Consider the following 14408-nt stretch of genomic DNA (forward strand, 5'->3'; position numbering starts at 1 on the left):
ACGGGGGAAGTTTATGGGAAAATTGAAAATTATGGTTGTGTTTGGGACGCGACCGGAGGCCATTAAAATGGCCCCTTTGGTGTTGGAGTTGCAAAAGCAGAGGGAGACCATTGAGACCATTACGGTGGTCACTGCCCAGCACCGTCAAATGCTGGACCAGGTTTTAGAAACCTTTAACATCGTACCTGATTACGATTTGGATATTATGGGGAAAAGCCAGACCTTATTAGACATTACCTCTAAAATTCTGAATCAATTAGATCCAGTTATCAAAAAAGAAAAGCCAGATATGGTGCTCGTCCATGGAGATACGACCACTACCTTTGCGGCGAGTTTGGTTGCCTTTTACAATCAAGTCCGCATTGGTCACGTCGAAGCTGGTTTGAGAACCTTTGATAAATATTCTCCGTATCCAGAAGAGATGAACCGTCAAATGACGGATGATCTAGCGGATCTGTATTTTGCGCCGACTGGCGAAAGTAAGGCCAATCTCTTAAAAGAAAATCATCCGGAATCCTCTATTGTGGTGACAGGAAATACTGCTATTGATGCACTGAAACTCACGGTTCAAGAGAACTATCATCACGAAGTACTGGATCAATTAGATCCAGCTAAAAAAATCATCCTTGTCACCATGCATCGAAGAGAAAATCAAGGAGCTCCCATGAGAGCGGTCTTTGGAGCTCTGAGAGAAATGGTGGATCAAGAACCGGATATTGAAGTGGTTTACCCAGTGCACCTTAGTCCAGCGGTACAAGAGGCGGCAAACGATCTATTAGGAGATCATGATCGGATCCATCTCATTGCACCTTTAGATGTGCTTGACTTCCACAACTTGGCTTCGAGAAGTTACTTTATCATGTCGGATTCAGGTGGGGTACAAGAAGAAGCACCATCATTGGGGAAACCGGTATTGGTATTGCGTGATACAACAGAACGCCCAGAAGGGGTCAAAGCAGGAACTTTGAAATTAGTTGGTACGGATCCTGCCGTCGTCAAATCCACGATGACGGAGCTCTTAACCAACGAACATCTTTATCTAGAAATGGCAAATGCCCGAAATCCTTATGGAGATGGAAGAGCTTCTGAGCGAATCGTGCAAGCTATTAAACATTACTTTGGCCAGGGAGATGCTGCTGAAGAATTTCATGAGGGAGAGAAAGAATAAATGAAAAAAACGGAAAAGTTAAGTAGATGGTTGCTAATTTTGATTGTTTTCGAAGTACTTCTTTTACTTTACTGCTTGTTTTTTGCAAGAGAGATTCTGATTGAAGAAGGATTATTCTTTGTTTTAGGATTATTTTCTGCTATTGTTTTATCAGATTTGTTGTTGACATGGACCATCCTGTTGTCATTTGCCCTAGGGATTGTCTTTTTGGTGGCGGGTGTTGTCTATATCCCATTTCATCAAGCCTTGCTTCTGCTCTTTAGTTTTCCAATCTTGATTGGAATTTTGACCCAAATTCGCTACCACCTCTTTAAAGAGATTGCAAAAGTGAAGGATCAAGAGCCAGAAGCTTACGCAGATTACCGTAACCGCATCGCTTCTTATGGTGGGGAAACCAATGATACGATTCAAGCCTTACTCATTCACTGGTCGCACGAGGAATTGTTCTTCCAATTGCAACCGAGAGAGTACAATCGGACCTTGAACCAAATCAACTATTTGGTAACGCATCATCTAAAGCCAAATGAAAGCTTGTATTATGTATCAGATGGTAATTTCTTGATCTTATCTTCTGATAGCGAGCGGGATCTGAAGAGCGATTATATGACAGTCTTAAAACCACAGTTGGAAGGACTGGTGTTCCAAGGAGAAGATGGGGTGCAAGCCATCCAATTTCAGTCCGGCTTTCTTGTAGTGGATCAATCAAATCGCACCAAATACCATCGCTATAAAGAAATGATTCGTTACTTAAAACGTCAACTTGAAACAGATATTATTGTGGAATATTAGGAGGAAAACATGTCTCTTACAAATATATTTTTTAATATAGCTGTAGGCATTAGTGTATTTTTTGCCTTGTGCTTTATTGTATTATTTGTAGCTTATACGGTGATTTACCGCCGTGTCAATAAAAACTTTAAGGCGGTGGACCATGATTAGTCAAATTGTGATGATTATTGCCTTGATTTCGATTTGGCTGTCCTTAGCCTGGGGCCTAGTAATCCTCTTTTCAGCCGTTCATTTTTGGTTTAAACACAGTGATTTTCGTGTCAATACGGATCCGCTTCCTTATTATCCAAAAGTGACGATCGTCGTACCTGCCCATAATGAGGATGTGGTTATTGCACAGACAGCCAAAGCGATCCTTGATTTGAACTACCCACATGATCGTGTAGAATTACTACTGTTTGCGGATAATTGTTCCGATCGCACTTATGAAGAGTGTTTGGCAGTTAAAGCATTGCCAGAGTATGCAGGACGTGATTTGACCATCATCAATCGCAGTGGGACAGGTGGGAAAGCCGGTGTGTTAAATGACGCTTTGGCCATGGCGACCGGAGACTATATCTGTGTCTATGATGCAGATGCCATGCCTGAAAAGAATGCTCTTTATTTCCTTGTGAAAGAAGTGCTCAAAGATCCAGAGCGTCATGTGGCTTCTTTTGGTCGCAATAAAACGCGGAATGCCGGTCAAAACTTCTTGACCCGCTGTATCAACCAAGAAATTGTCGTCACCCAACGGGTTCACCATGTAGGCATGTGGCATCTCTTTAAGATTGGACGGATTCCAGGAACCAACTTCATTATTCAAACTGAATTTGTCAAGAGTATTGGGGGATGGAAAAACGGTGCCTTAACAGAGGATACGGATATTTCCTTTAAGATTATGCAAAGTGGGAAGTTGATTGCTCTAGCCTATAATTCAGAAGCTTTTCAACAAGAGCCGGAAACTCTGAAGAGTTATTATATGCAACGGAAACGTTGGGCCAAAGGGAATTATGAAGTGGTTCTTTCTAACTTCAAGCATTTATTTGGTAAGGGAAATTGGCGCGTGAAGTTAGAAGTGACCAACTATTCCTGTATCTTCTTCTGGTTCAATGCAGCTATCGTGTTATCAGACTTGATCTTTTTTGCCAATATTCTGGCCATGTGTCTCCATACAGTGTTGCCAGGCGTGCAAATTCCATTTGCCTTTGATTCAGAAAATATCTATATTGCGCAATTGATGTTGTTCAATTGGATCTTGATGATTGGGCTCTACTTACTTCAGATTAATGTGGCTCTTGCCTCACAATTTGGTCAAGCAACTACCAAGCAAATTTGGTTGGCCTTAGCTGCCTACTTCACCTATTCTCAACTGTTTATCATTGTATCGATTGATGCCATCTCTTCGATTGTGATGGACAAACTATTGCACCGGAAAGAAACTAAATGGGTTAAAACAAAACGATTCGCAGGATAGGAGAAATTATGAATACGAAAAAGATGAGATATGTATGGTTTCTAGTCATCCTTTGCATTTTCTGTTTGACCTTATTTTTAGCGAGAACGAGAAGTAAAGTGGAGATGCGAAATCGAATTTATCATCAGTGGAATGAGCATTTTGTTGTTTCAAAAGGGAAAGAATCCTATGTTCGAACCACCAATGATAGCAATCAAACGGTGGTTTTATCCGAAGCGCAAAGTTATGGAATGCTCATTACTGTTGCGGCTGCTAAAAAAGGACAGGCCCAACAAGCAGACTTTGACCGACTCTATCACTATTATCTAAATCATCGCTTGGAAGGTACCCAATTGATGTCTTGGAAACAAACCATCAGAAATGGAAAAGCAAAGGATGAGGACCATAACGCCACAGATGGAGATCTCTATATTGCCTATGCTCTTCTAAAAGCTGCTCAGCAATGGCCAAAGCAAGCCAAAGACTACCAGGCTCAAGCCAAAGCGATTTTAGAAGATATTCTCGCACACAACTACAATGAAGAAACCGGTGTGTTAACGGTGGGAAATTGGGCCAATCAGGATTCGGAATTCTATCATTTGATGCGGACGTCTGATACACTGCCAGCGCAATTCCAGATCTTTTATGAAGTGACAAAAGATTCGAAGTGGTTGGACATCAAAGAAAAGATGTTGCAGCAACTCCAAACGATCAGCTCCCAAACAAAAACAGGTTTACTACCTGATTTCATCTGGGTAGATGAGCAAGGGACTCGCGTAGCGGATCCCAAGACGATTGAATCCAAGTATGATGGAGCCTACTCGTATAATGCTTGTCGCCTTCCATATAACCTTGTTCAAAGTAAGGATGCAACCAGTCAAAAATTGGTGAAAAAGATGCTTAACTTTTTCAAGAGTCAAAGAAACCTGTACGCGGGTTATGACTTGAAAGGAAAGGCCTTGAACAATCATCAGGCAGCAAGTTTTTTGGCACCGATAGTCTATGCTTCTGAACACGAAAAAGGCTATCTGAAGTTGGTGCAACAGAATAAGTATATCTTCACACAAGATCTACCTCTGAACAACTATTATGATGCAACCATGACAACCATGATTGCACTTGAATTGTTCTAAATACTTGAGAAGAGAGAGTTCCCAAGATGGCTCGTCATTTTGTTGGGACTCTCTTTTTTGATTCTCGAAAAAGGGACCCAAGAGAAATCAAGTAGTCTATTTTTGAAAAATAACTGTGAAAATCGCCTGAGAATACCTGAAAAATTATGCTCTGAGCAGAAAACTTTTATTCTCAAAGGATTTTCTATATAATAGAAGATACAAAGGATGGAAGAGTTTATGTATCGAGTGATTGAAATGTATGGGGACTGTGAACCCTGGTGGTTTTTAGAAGGTTGGGAAGAAGATATTGTCAGTAGTCGGAAGTTTGAAGACTATTACCAGGCTTTGAAATACTACAAGCAGAAATGGTTAGAGTTGAATGCACACTTTCCAAGTTATAAGAGTCGGAGTGATCTCATGACGATCTTTTGGGATACCAACGAGCAAGAGTGGTGTGAGGACTGCAGTGATGATGTGCAGTTTTTCCACTCGATAGTTCTGCTAGAAGACGAGCACAAAATCCCTAAAAGCAAGCTCCGTCCAGGTTACGAAAAGGAAAAAGGAATCCGCAAACATCGTTCTTGTCAATATACACTCGATTCAAAAAAGGGGACAACCCTGTCATAAGAGATATTTAGAAGATTTTTTAGAGCTATCTAGAAAGTCTTCTTTTTTTGTCTTCTTTTTCGAATAGTATAAGTGAGAGGAGGAACTATGGTTCAAGAAATTGCAAAAAAATTGATTCGTATGGGAAAAAAAGAAGAAGCCCAGGATCTCTACTTTATCCCTCGGAGAGAGGAGTACCAGGTTTTTATGAGGGTTGGAGATGAGAGGCGCTTTGTACAATCCTTCCCTTTTGAGGAGATGACGGCTATGATCAGCCACTTTAAGTTCGTAGCAGGCATGAACGTGGGAGAAAAAAGGCGGAGCCAGCTAGGGTCGTGTGATTACCCTCTGGAGGATGGGCTGGTTTCGATTCGCTTGTCGACGGTGGGGGATTATCGTGGCTATGAAAGCTTGGTTATTCGGCTCTTGCATGATGAGGAACGCGAATTGCGTTTTTGGTTTGATCAGCTACCTGAGTTGAAGAAGAAATTGGCTGGTCGTGGGCTCTATCTCTTTGCGGGCCCTGTTGGTTCGGGAAAGACCACTCTCATGCATGCTTTGGCGCAAGAGTGCTTTGCGGACCAGCAAGTCATGTCCATTGAGGATCCTGTCGAGATCAAGCAGGATAATATGTTACAGCTTCAGCTGAACGACCAGATCGGCATGACCTATGACAACCTGATCAAACTCTCCTTACGTCATCGGCCGGACCTTCTCATCATTGGGGAAATTCGAGATAAGGAAACAGCTCGTGCAGTCGTACGAGCTAGTTTGACAGGGGTCACAGTCTTCTCTACTATTCATGCCAAGAGCGTTCGAGGTGTTTATGAGAGGCTCTTAGAGCTTGGAGTGAGTGAGGAAGAGCTCAAGATTGTTTTACAAGGTATTTGCTACCAACGATTAATTGCAGGAGGAGGTGTTGTCGATTTTGCGACGGAAAACTACCAAGAACACTCAGCCAGCCGCTGGAACCAACAAATGGATCTCTTGGCTCAATCGGGATATATCCAGCTGGCTCAGGCACAAGCCGAAAAAATTATCTACAACTAAACAAAAGCAAATCATTGAATTGTTTTTGAATCTTTATTCGAGTGGTTTTCATCTGTCTGAGATTGTTGATTTTTTGGATCGTTCCCACCTAGTAGAGAGTCATTTGGTCTCCCAGATGCGAGCAGATCTCTCTCGGGGTCGGAGTTTTTCAGAGATGATGGCGGGGATCGGTTTTTCAGATGCGGTCACGACGCAGCTGTCTCTCGCTGAGCTCCATGGAAATCTTGCATTGAGCTTGGAGAAAATCAGTGCTTACCTAGAAAATATGCGCAAGGTCAAGAAAAAGTTGATCGAAGTTAGCACTTATCCTCTTATCTTACTTGGGTTTTTAATTTTGATTATGCTAGGCCTGCGCAATTATTTGCTCCCTCAAATGGATGCACAAAATATTGGTACGCAATTGATCAGTTCCTTTCCCCAACTCTTTTTGGCGCTCGTAGCGGGGATAGTGGTTCTCTTCTTATTCAGCTTTCTCTATTATCGAAAATCTAGCAAGATCAAAGTTTTTAGAAGCTTGTCCCATCTTCCTTTCGGGAAAGGCATGATTCAAGCTTATTTGACAGCCTATTATGCCAGAGAATGGGGCAATCTGATTGGGCAAGGATTGGAGCTGTCTCAGATTTTTACCATGATGCAGGAGCAAAAATCCCAGCTTTTCCAAGAGATTGGAAGAGACTTAGTTCTTTCTTTAGACCGCGGTCAATCCTTTTCAGAGACGGTCGGGGGATATTCTTTTTTCAAAAAAGAATTGCCGCTTATGATTGAATATGGTGAGGTCAAATCAAAGCTTGGAAGTGAGCTAGAGATCTACGCTGAAAAAACATGGGAAGACTTCTTTCGTCGGGTCCACAAGGCCATGAATGTGATACAACCCTTGGTCTTTGTCTTTGTAGCTCTTGTGATTGTCTTACTTTACGCAGCCATGTTGCTGCCGATTTATCAAAATATGGAGGTTCATTTATGAAAAAATTAAAAACATATAAGGTAAAAGCTTTTACGCTGATTGAAATGTTGGTGGTCTTATTGATCATCAGTGTGCTCTTATTGCTCTTTGTGCCGAATTTGACCAAGCAAAAAGACTCTGTGAAAGAGACAGGCAATGCAGCCGTTGTCAAGGTGGTCGAAAGTCAGGCTGAATTGTACGAGCTCAATCATACCAATGACCAAGCCACTCTATCAAAGCTAATTGCTGATGGAAATATTACCAACAAACAAGCAGAATCTTATCGTGCCTATTATGCGAAAAATAGTGGAGAAACTCGTGCGGTTGCAGATTAAGGCCTTCACCTTGGTGGAGACCCTTTTGACCTTGATGATCGTCAGTTTTATCTATCTGGGCTTATCGGGATCGATCAGGACGAGCTTTCAGCAGGTGGAAGAAAAAGTATTTTTTGCAGAGTTTGAACACCTCTATCAAGAAAGTCAGAAGATAGCACTGGCAAGGCAAACGGAATTGGATGTTGAAGTGACTGCAAGGAAGATTCAAACGCCCTACCAGACAGTGGAGATTCCTGATTCTGTCATTTTGCAAGATCCTAAAACCATTCGTTTAGACCGTGCAGGTGGCAATTCATCCCTGGCCAATGTTCACTTTCAGACACAGAGAGGAGTGGTGACCTATCAACTGTCGCTTGGAAATGGGAAAATTAAAAAAAGCATCCGTTCCCGCTAGTATTCTCATAGAATCTTTGGTAGCCTTGGGTTTATTTGCCATGATTACGACCTTATTGTTAGGGGAGATCCGGCGTTCGCGTAGGGAGCGACTAGCGGATTTCAAAGAGGTAGAGGTCTTATCTGTCGCTCAAATGGCACTTCAGACAGGGCAAAATCATCTGGAGGCCAATGGTATTCAAGTTCAAGTCGAAAAAGATGCCGATCAACTCACGGTCTATCATCAAGGAAAGGTGGTACTGCATGTGGAATAAAGGTAAGGTCAAGGCCTTTACCCTGCTCGAAGCCTTGGTCGCTCTCTTGGTCCTTAGTGGGGGTGTGTTGGTCTTTCAAGGCTTGACTAAGCTCCTGCATGCTGAATTGGACTACCAAGCACACCAAAAGCAGGAGGAATGGATACTTTTTCAGCAACAATTGCAGGTGGAATTGGACCGGAGTCATTTTGAAAAAGTAGCGGACAATCATATCTACTTGGTTCAGGATCAAAAACCAATTGCTATTGGCCAATCTAAAGGAGATGATATCCGAAAAACAGATGATAAGGGCAGAGGCTATCAGCCTATGATTTCAGGGGTTCGCTCTAGCCAAATTTGGCAGGAGGGAGAGCTCCTTCATCTGCGGTTGAATTTTGAAGAAGGTCTAGAAAGGGAGTATGTCTACCATGTGGTACCAGCGATACAAAATGAAAAAAGTTAAGGCTGGTGTCTTGCTTTACGCTCTCTTGATGGCAGCGATTTTTAGTCTCTTGCTTCAGTTTTACCTGCATCGTCAGGTTGCGGAAAGACGGATCTTAAAGACGAGTCAAGATCGTCTACGGGCCTATGCTTTGGTGCAATTGGCTCTTGAAAAGAGAAAGAGTGATGAGAAGACATCAGAGATTCATTTAAAGTCTGGAGTTGTTCAGCTACAGCAGGACACTGGTTTTCTTCATGCTCAGGCTAAGATGAATGGCGAAAGCTATGAGTTTGTCCTTCCTGTAAGGGAAGAAAAGGAAAACAAGAAGAGTCAAAAAGAAAAGAAGACACAGAAAGATAAGGAGAAGGCAGAGACCGAAACGCCTTCTGAAGAGACGCCAAACGAGACCAAGGAACCATCAGAAAATAGCGAAAAAGACTAATTTTTGGTATGATAGGGTGCGGAGGAAATCATGAATTTCGAAAAAATTGAACAAGCCTATACCTATCTATTAGAAAACACTCAAAGTATTCAAAATGAATTGTCGACCAACTTTTATGACGCCTTGATTGAACAAAATGCCATGTATTTGGATGGCAAGACAGATCTAGACATTGTTAAAAACAATAGCAAAAAATTAAAAGAACTAGGTTTGAGTAAGGAAGAATGGCGCAGAGCCTACCAATTCCTTTTTATGAAAGCTGCTCAGACAGAGCCTTTACAAGCGAATCACCAGTTCACACCAGATGCGATTGGTTTTATCATTACATTTTTGATCGATCAGTTGGCTAAAAGCGACCAACTGGATGTCTTAGAAGTGGGAAGTGGAACCGGAAATCTCGCTGAGACTATTGTCAACAATAGCCGTCTCACGATTGATTACTTAGGATTGGAAGTAGATGATCTCTTGATTGATCTATCTGCTAGTATCGCAGATGTGATGGAGTCCAGTGTTGTCTTTGCACAAGGCGATGCGGTTCGCCCACAAGTTTTGAAAGAAAGTGACTTGATCGTCAGTGATCTTCCAATTGGTTATTATCCAGATGATGCGATTGCACAGCGCTATCAGGTAGCGAGCTCCGAAGGCCATACCTATGCTCATCACCTTATGATGGAACAGGCTCTGAAATACCTGAAACCTCAAGGAGTAGCCATCTTTTTAGCTCCAAACAACCTCTTGACGAGCTCTCAGAGTGATCTGTTGAAAGCTTGGCTAACAGACAAGGCTCAACTCCTTGCCATGCTGACCTTGCCAGAATCTCTTTTTTCAAATCCGGCATATGCTAAGACGATTTTCGTCCTACGGAAACAAGAAGAAGAGTCTGTTCAGCCCTTTGTCTATCCGTTTACCGATCTCCAGGATCAAGACCAGGTGGTTCACTTTATGGAAAGTTTCCAAAACTGGTTAAAGGATAGTGAAATTTGATCAAAGATCTGATATAATAGAGGAAGTGAAAACGCTTAATGAGGTGAATATATGTCGAAAACAATTTCTATTAATGCAGGAAGCTCTAGTTTGAAATGGCAATTGTACCAAATGCCAGAGGAAACTGTTCTTGCAAAAGGGTTGATTGAACGGATCGGTTTGAAGGATTCTATTTCAACCGTTAAATTTGATGGACGCTCTGAAAAACAAGTATTAGATATCCAGGACCATACACAAGCTGTAAAAATTTTGTTGGATGATTTGATTCGCTTTGATATTATCAAATCCTACGATGAGATTACAGGTGTGGGCCACCGCGTCGTCGCTGGTGGAGAATACTTCAAGGATTCTGCTTTGGTAGATGACGAAGTCCTTCGAAAAGTAGAAGAATTGTCTTTGTTAGCACCTCTTCATAATCCTGCAAATGCAGCTGGAATTCGTGCCTTTAGAGAGATTTGTCCAAATATTACCAGTGTTGTGGTATTTGATACTTCTTTCCATACAACCATGCCGGAAAAAGCTTATCGTTACCCTCTTCCAACTAAATATTACACAGAAAATAAGGTTCGTAAATATGGCGCTCATGGAACCAGTCATCAGTATGTAGCTGGTGAAGCTGCTAAACTTCTTGGAAAACCATTAGAAGAATTGAAATTGATCACCTGCCACGTTGGAAATGGTGTATCTGTTACAGCGGTTGACAAGGGAATCTCTGTCGATACCTCAATGGGCTTCACCCCTCTAGGTGGTGTCATGATGGGAACCCGTACAGGGGATCTTGATCCAGCGATTATTCCTTACTTGATGGAACATACAGAGGATTTCAGTAAGCCTGAAGATATTAGCCGCATCCTCAATCGTGAATCAGGTCTTCTGGGTGTTTCTGAATCTTCTAGCGACATGCGGGATATCCATACAGCGATGCACAATGGAGACGAAAAAGCTAAATTGGCTTACGATATCTTTATCGATCGTTTGCAAAAATACATCGGTCAATACTTGGCTGTTTTGAATGGTGCAGATGCCATCATCTTTACAGCAGGAATCGGTGAAAATGCAGTAAACGTTCGTTCTTCTATTATCAATGGAATCAGCTGGTTTGGCTGCAAGGTCGACCCTGAAAAGAACGTCTTTGGAGTTGTCGGAGATATTTCCACAGATGATTCCCGTGTGAAGGTATTGGTGATTCCAACTGATGAAGAGTTGGTGATTGCGCGTGACGTTGAACGTTTCAAAAATCAGTAAACTGAAATAAAGAGAGAAGGCTGAAGGCGAAAGTCCCAGTCTTCTTATTTTATACAAGAAAGAGGTTGTCCATTGAAAAATATACAGTCTTTTGTTCGAAAGCACCCATTATGTAAGAATGCCCTCTGGCTCCTTCTTTTTGTGCCCTTATTCTTCCTCTCACAATTTCCCCTCATCACTATGGTTTATTCCCTTCAAGAAGGAATGGATGCAAGGTGGATCACTATCCTCACTCTCATGGTGACAGTGGCAGTGCTCTTTGTTTTTTATAAGGTCATCAAGATGAGCCCTCTGGAGAACTTAGATGTTCGGGTCATTACCTGGCCGGCTTTGGGGAGAAATTTTCTTTTTCTTCTCTTGTTGATGGCTAATAATCTGCTCGCCTATCCCTTGTTGAAACAAGAGGCAGGTGGTACAACAGCAAACCAAGCGGCTCTGAATGAGCTGCAATCTCATGCTCCTTTTCTTGCTATGGGAATGGTCGTGATCCTTGTCGCTCCGATTCTAGAAGAGCTACTTTGTCGGGCCATTATCCCTCGTTTGATCTTTCGAGGAGCAGAACCGATCGGTTACTTAGCCGGTGCTCTCTTTTTTACTTATTTGCATGGACCGAGCGCCTTGGGGGAATGGGTAGCCTACGGAGGTATGTCTTTGATCTTAACTTGGGTGGCTTATCGCTACCAGCGGATCGAGTACAGTATTTGCCTCCATATGACCTTGAATGCGCTAGCTTATTATTATCCTGCTGTATTCCTCCTTTGTTTATTGCCGGTATCGAGAGTTTTCTTCCATGATAAATTATGATAAAATGGTAGGTACCAATGAGTTTTGATGCAGAACCATCCTACAGAAGGTCAGATAAAATCAGAAATCCGTATGGAGAGTAGACTCAGGGGTTTAGAACACTTATTCTAGCCTCTTTTGTTCGCAAGCATGCTGTAGGAAGGGAATCGAAGGAGAACGAAAATGATTGATAATAAATGGCTGAGTGGCCAAGGGACCCTTCTTTGTGGGATCTTAAATGTCACTCCGGATTCATTTTCTGATGGCGGTAAGTATACGAGTGTGGATGCAGCCGTGCAGCAGGCGAGAAAACTGATCCAAGAAGGAGCTCAGATCCTCGATATCGGGGGAGAATCAACCAGACCAGGTAGTCATTATGTAGAGATCCAAGAAGAGATTGACCGCGTGGTTCCAGTGATTAAAGCCATTCGGAAAGAAAGTGATGTCTTGATTTCAGTGGATACCTGGAAGTCCCAGGTGGCGGCGGCGGCGCTCGAAGCTGGGGCTGATATTGTCAACGATATTACGGGTTTTCTTGGAGATCCTAAGATGGCTGCTGTCGTCGCGGAGCATGAAACGAGCGCAGTTCTCATGTTTAATCCAGTGATGGCAAGACCGCATCATCCAAGTTCCACTATCTTTCCAAGTTTTGGTTTCGAACCAGTCTTTTCAGAGCAAGAGCTTCAACAGATGGCTCAAGAACCGATTCAAGACGTGATGTGGACCTTCTTTGACCGCTCGCTTGCGGTAGCGAAAGCAGCTGGTGTCCAGACGGATCGTATTATGTTGGATCCTGGGATCGGTTTTGGTTTGACCAAGCGAGAGAACTTACTCTTATTACAAGAACTTGGGACGATTCACCAAAAGGGGTATCCGATCTTTCTAGGGGTCTCCCGCAAACGCTTTGTGGTCAACATTATTGAGGAGGCTGGATTTGAGACAGATCCTGCAACGGAGACTGGTTTTTGGAATCGGGACCTGGCTTCGAGCCATTTGACGAGTATTGCAGCCAGTCAAGGAGTCGAAGTGGTGCGGGTGCATGATATTCCCCTTCACAAGATGGCAGCCAGTCTGGGGCAAGCCATTTTCCAAGCCCAAGAGGCAGCAGATACCAATTTAAAACAATACAAGTAAATGAAGACAAAAGAACATCAGTTGGATCTTCGTTGGCTAGAAGCCTATCGTTCACAAGATCCACATTTCGGCTTGGAGCGCATGGAAGCTCTCTTGGCTTTGAGAGGAAATCCTCACCTAGACTGTCGGGTCATTCATGTTGCGGGGACCAATGGCAAAGGCTCTGCCATTGCTACCTTGTCCCAACTCTTGAGGCAGGCAGGTTTACGAGTTGGAGTCTTTACCTCTCCTTATCTGATCCATTACAATGACCAAATCACCATTAATGGCGAAGCCATTTCGGATCGAGACCTGCAAACCTACCTGGATCGTTACCAGCAGCTCCTGCAAGCTGAACAATCAAGGGCTATCTTTCAAGGCTTGACGGAATTTGAAGTGATGACGGCCATCGCCTATGATTATTTTGATCACGAGGAGCTGGATTATGTGATCATGGAAGTCGGTATGGGGGGACGACTAGACAGTACCAATGTCTGTCAGCCTGTTCTGACTGCGATCACTTCGATTGGCTTGGATCATGTCGCCCTTCTTGGGCCAGATCTGGCTTCCATCGCCCGTGAAAAGGCAGGCATCATTAAGCCAGGAATTCCTCTGGTTCTAGGGAAATTAGAAGCAGAAGCCAGCCAAGTCATTGAAGGTATTGCGATTCAGAAGCAGGCACCGATAACAGCCTATGACAGAGATTACCAAGTTGAGCTAGAAGCCTCTTGTCTATCAGGCCAATCATTTTCTTATCACAGTTCTAAAAGAGAAAAAGCCTCTTATCAAGTAGCGCTCTTAGGTCATCACCAGGCCAGAAATGCAGCTCTCGCGATTAGTATCTGTGATATACTTTTTGAAAGAGCAGGGCGTGAACTCTTGTCAAGAGAGTTAGTGGATGAGGCCTTGCATCAAGTCGTCTGGCCTGGCCGGATGGAAGTGGTCTCACAAAATCCCATGATCTTGCTAGATGGGGCCCATAACCCCCACGCCGTTGCGCCTTTAATCGCAAGTCTTCGGGAACTTTTCCCAAGTCAAAAAAAGACCATTCTTTTTACCTGCATCCGGACCAAAGCTTTAGAAGAGATGCTCATTCAGTGGCAGGAACTGGAAAATAGTCGCTTGATCCTCACAACCTTTGAAGATCCAAGAGCCTATTCTCAAGAAGAGATAAGAGCTGCTGCGAAAAAGCATCAGCTTGAGGAAGTCAACTGGCAAGAGTTTCTACAAAACTGGCAAGCAAAAGGCGATGAGCTCCTCATTGTAACGGGGTCGCTCTACTTCCTTAGCAAGGTACGACCTTATTTATTAAAAACAGAAAAATCCAACTAGGAG

Annotated in this window: 18 protein-coding genes; all 18 read left to right on the top strand. The window is 43.1% G+C overall.

Translation table 11 applies throughout. From position 1 onward, the window contains the following. The first annotated feature begins 13 nt into the window (after positions 1 to 13). Complete coding sequence (gene wecB, locus RIN70_RS01135) at positions 14 to 1168, top strand: non-hydrolyzing UDP-N-acetylglucosamine 2-epimerase (RefSeq protein WP_049513846.1); 1155 nt, start codon at positions 14 to 16, stop codon at positions 1166 to 1168. Further along, complete coding sequence (locus RIN70_RS01140; RefSeq protein WP_195623581.1) at positions 1169 to 1957, top strand: hypothetical protein; 789 nt, start codon at positions 1169 to 1171, stop codon at positions 1955 to 1957. A 9-nt stretch (positions 1958 to 1966) separates the two neighbouring features. Then, a complete protein-coding gene (locus tag RIN70_RS01145; RefSeq protein ID WP_003004308.1) occupies positions 1967 to 2107 on the top strand; it encodes a hypothetical protein in 141 nt (46 codons plus the stop codon). Further along, positions 2100 to 3410, top strand: coding sequence for a glycosyltransferase family 2 protein (locus RIN70_RS01150; RefSeq protein WP_195423844.1), 1311 nt, complete (start codon positions 2100 to 2102; stop codon positions 3408 to 3410). Before RIN70_RS01145 ends, RIN70_RS01150 begins: the two co-directional genes overlap by 8 nt. 8 nt (positions 3411 to 3418) lie before the next feature. Continuing rightward, complete coding sequence (locus tag RIN70_RS01155) at positions 3419 to 4522, top strand: family 8 glycosyl hydrolase (RefSeq protein WP_155124981.1); 1104 nt, start codon at positions 3419 to 3421, stop codon at positions 4520 to 4522. Positions 4523 to 4741: 219 nt separating this feature from the next. Then, entirely contained in the window at positions 4742 to 5131 is a 390-nt protein-coding gene (locus RIN70_RS01160) for a DUF1033 family protein (RefSeq protein ID WP_049505981.1), read from the top strand. A gap of 87 nt (positions 5132 to 5218) precedes the next feature. Continuing rightward, positions 5219 to 6160 carry a competence type IV pilus ATPase ComGA gene (gene comGA / locus RIN70_RS01165; protein ID WP_155124982.1) on the top strand — a complete coding sequence of 314 codons (942 nt, stop codon included), beginning with the start codon at positions 5219 to 5221 and terminating at the stop codon, positions 6158 to 6160. Beyond that, positions 6093 to 7124: a competence type IV pilus assembly protein ComGB gene (gene comGB / locus RIN70_RS01170; protein ID WP_195623587.1), complete on the top strand. Its 1032-nt coding sequence runs from the start codon at positions 6093 to 6095 to the stop codon at positions 7122 to 7124. Before comGA ends, comGB begins: the two co-directional genes overlap by 68 nt. Continuing rightward, positions 7121 to 7438: a competence type IV pilus major pilin ComGC gene (gene comGC / locus RIN70_RS01175; protein ID WP_023919650.1), complete on the top strand. Its 318-nt coding sequence runs from the start codon at positions 7121 to 7123 to the stop codon at positions 7436 to 7438. The genes comGB and comGC overlap by 4 nt, the downstream gene beginning before the upstream one ends. Further along, positions 7428 to 7832: a competence type IV pilus minor pilin ComGD gene (comGD, locus tag RIN70_RS01180; RefSeq protein ID WP_134974548.1), complete on the top strand. Its 405-nt coding sequence runs from the start codon at positions 7428 to 7430 to the stop codon at positions 7830 to 7832. Before comGC ends, comGD begins: the two co-directional genes overlap by 11 nt. Further along, the gene (gene comGE / locus RIN70_RS01185) at positions 7798 to 8085 is read left to right on the top strand and encodes a competence type IV pilus minor pilin ComGE (RefSeq protein ID WP_049472874.1); all 288 of its coding nucleotides are present in this window, start codon (positions 7798 to 7800) and stop codon (positions 8083 to 8085) included. Before comGD ends, comGE begins: the two co-directional genes overlap by 35 nt. Then, positions 8075 to 8527: a competence type IV pilus minor pilin ComGF gene (gene comGF / locus RIN70_RS01190; protein WP_049472872.1), complete on the top strand. Its 453-nt coding sequence runs from the start codon at positions 8075 to 8077 to the stop codon at positions 8525 to 8527. Before comGE ends, comGF begins: the two co-directional genes overlap by 11 nt. Beyond that, a complete protein-coding gene (gene comGG / locus RIN70_RS01195) occupies positions 8514 to 8948 on the top strand; it encodes a competence type IV pilus minor pilin ComGG (protein ID WP_313790620.1) in 435 nt (144 codons plus the stop codon). The genes comGF and comGG overlap by 14 nt, the downstream gene beginning before the upstream one ends. Positions 8949 to 8978: 30 nt before the next feature. Then, complete coding sequence (locus tag RIN70_RS01200) at positions 8979 to 9932, top strand: class I SAM-dependent methyltransferase (protein ID WP_118397210.1); 954 nt, start codon at positions 8979 to 8981, stop codon at positions 9930 to 9932. Positions 9933 to 9983: 51 nt separating this feature from the next. Further along, on the top strand, positions 9984 to 11177 hold the full coding sequence (locus RIN70_RS01205) for an acetate kinase (protein ID WP_003019073.1): 1194 nt from the start codon (positions 9984 to 9986) through the stop codon (positions 11175 to 11177). A gap of 72 nt (positions 11178 to 11249) precedes the next feature. Next, on the top strand, positions 11250 to 11981 hold the full coding sequence (locus RIN70_RS01210; protein WP_049483596.1) for a CPBP family intramembrane glutamic endopeptidase: 732 nt from the start codon (positions 11250 to 11252) through the stop codon (positions 11979 to 11981). A gap of 162 nt (positions 11982 to 12143) precedes the next feature. Next, on the top strand, positions 12144 to 13094 hold the full coding sequence (gene folP / locus RIN70_RS01215) for a dihydropteroate synthase (RefSeq protein WP_049523765.1): 951 nt from the start codon (positions 12144 to 12146) through the stop codon (positions 13092 to 13094). Next, positions 13095 to 14405 carry a bifunctional folylpolyglutamate synthase/dihydrofolate synthase gene (locus RIN70_RS01220; protein ID WP_272144458.1) on the top strand — a complete coding sequence of 437 codons (1311 nt, stop codon included), beginning with the start codon at positions 13095 to 13097 and terminating at the stop codon, positions 14403 to 14405. Positions 14406 to 14408: the final 3 nt, after the last annotated feature.

Origin of the sequence: Streptococcus parasanguinis (genome assembly GCF_032163505.1) — a bacterium.
In the GTDB taxonomy this organism is placed as follows: domain Bacteria; phylum Bacillota; class Bacilli; order Lactobacillales; family Streptococcaceae; genus Streptococcus; species Streptococcus parasanguinis_V.

Bases quoted from the DNA above. Each gene is read 5' to 3' on its own strand.
- RIN70_RS01160 (WP_049505981.1), top strand. From the start codon at position 4,742: ATGTATCGAGTGATTGAAATGTATGGGGACTGTGAACCCTGGTGGTTT.
- RIN70_RS01155 (WP_155124981.1), top strand. From the start codon at position 3,419: ATGAATACGAAAAAGATGAGATATGTATGGTTTCTAGTCATCCTTTGC.
- RIN70_RS01220 (WP_272144458.1), top strand. From the start codon at position 13,095: ATGAAGACAAAAGAACATCAGTTGGATCTTCGTTGGCTAGAAGCCTAT.
- RIN70_RS01145 (WP_003004308.1), top strand. From the start codon at position 1,967: ATGTCTCTTACAAATATATTTTTTAATATAGCTGTAGGCATTAGTGTA.
- RIN70_RS01200 (WP_118397210.1), top strand. From the start codon at position 8,979: ATGAATTTCGAAAAAATTGAACAAGCCTATACCTATCTATTAGAAAAC.
- wecB (WP_049513846.1), top strand. From the start codon at position 14: ATGGGAAAATTGAAAATTATGGTTGTGTTTGGGACGCGACCGGAGGCC.
- comGF (WP_049472872.1), top strand. From the start codon at position 8,075: ATGTGGAATAAAGGTAAGGTCAAGGCCTTTACCCTGCTCGAAGCCTTG.
- folP (WP_049523765.1), top strand. From the start codon at position 12,144: ATGATTGATAATAAATGGCTGAGTGGCCAAGGGACCCTTCTTTGTGGG.
- RIN70_RS01140 (WP_195623581.1), top strand. From the start codon at position 1,169: ATGAAAAAAACGGAAAAGTTAAGTAGATGGTTGCTAATTTTGATTGTT.
- RIN70_RS01150 (WP_195423844.1), top strand. From the start codon at position 2,100: ATGATTAGTCAAATTGTGATGATTATTGCCTTGATTTCGATTTGGCTG.
- comGG (WP_313790620.1), top strand. From the start codon at position 8,514: ATGAAAAAAGTTAAGGCTGGTGTCTTGCTTTACGCTCTCTTGATGGCA.
- RIN70_RS01205 (WP_003019073.1), top strand. From the start codon at position 9,984: ATGTCGAAAACAATTTCTATTAATGCAGGAAGCTCTAGTTTGAAATGG.
- comGC (WP_023919650.1), top strand. From the start codon at position 7,121: ATGAAAAAATTAAAAACATATAAGGTAAAAGCTTTTACGCTGATTGAA.
- comGE (WP_049472874.1), top strand. From the start codon at position 7,798: ATGGGAAAATTAAAAAAAGCATCCGTTCCCGCTAGTATTCTCATAGAA.
- comGA (WP_155124982.1), top strand. From the start codon at position 5,219: ATGGTTCAAGAAATTGCAAAAAAATTGATTCGTATGGGAAAAAAAGAA.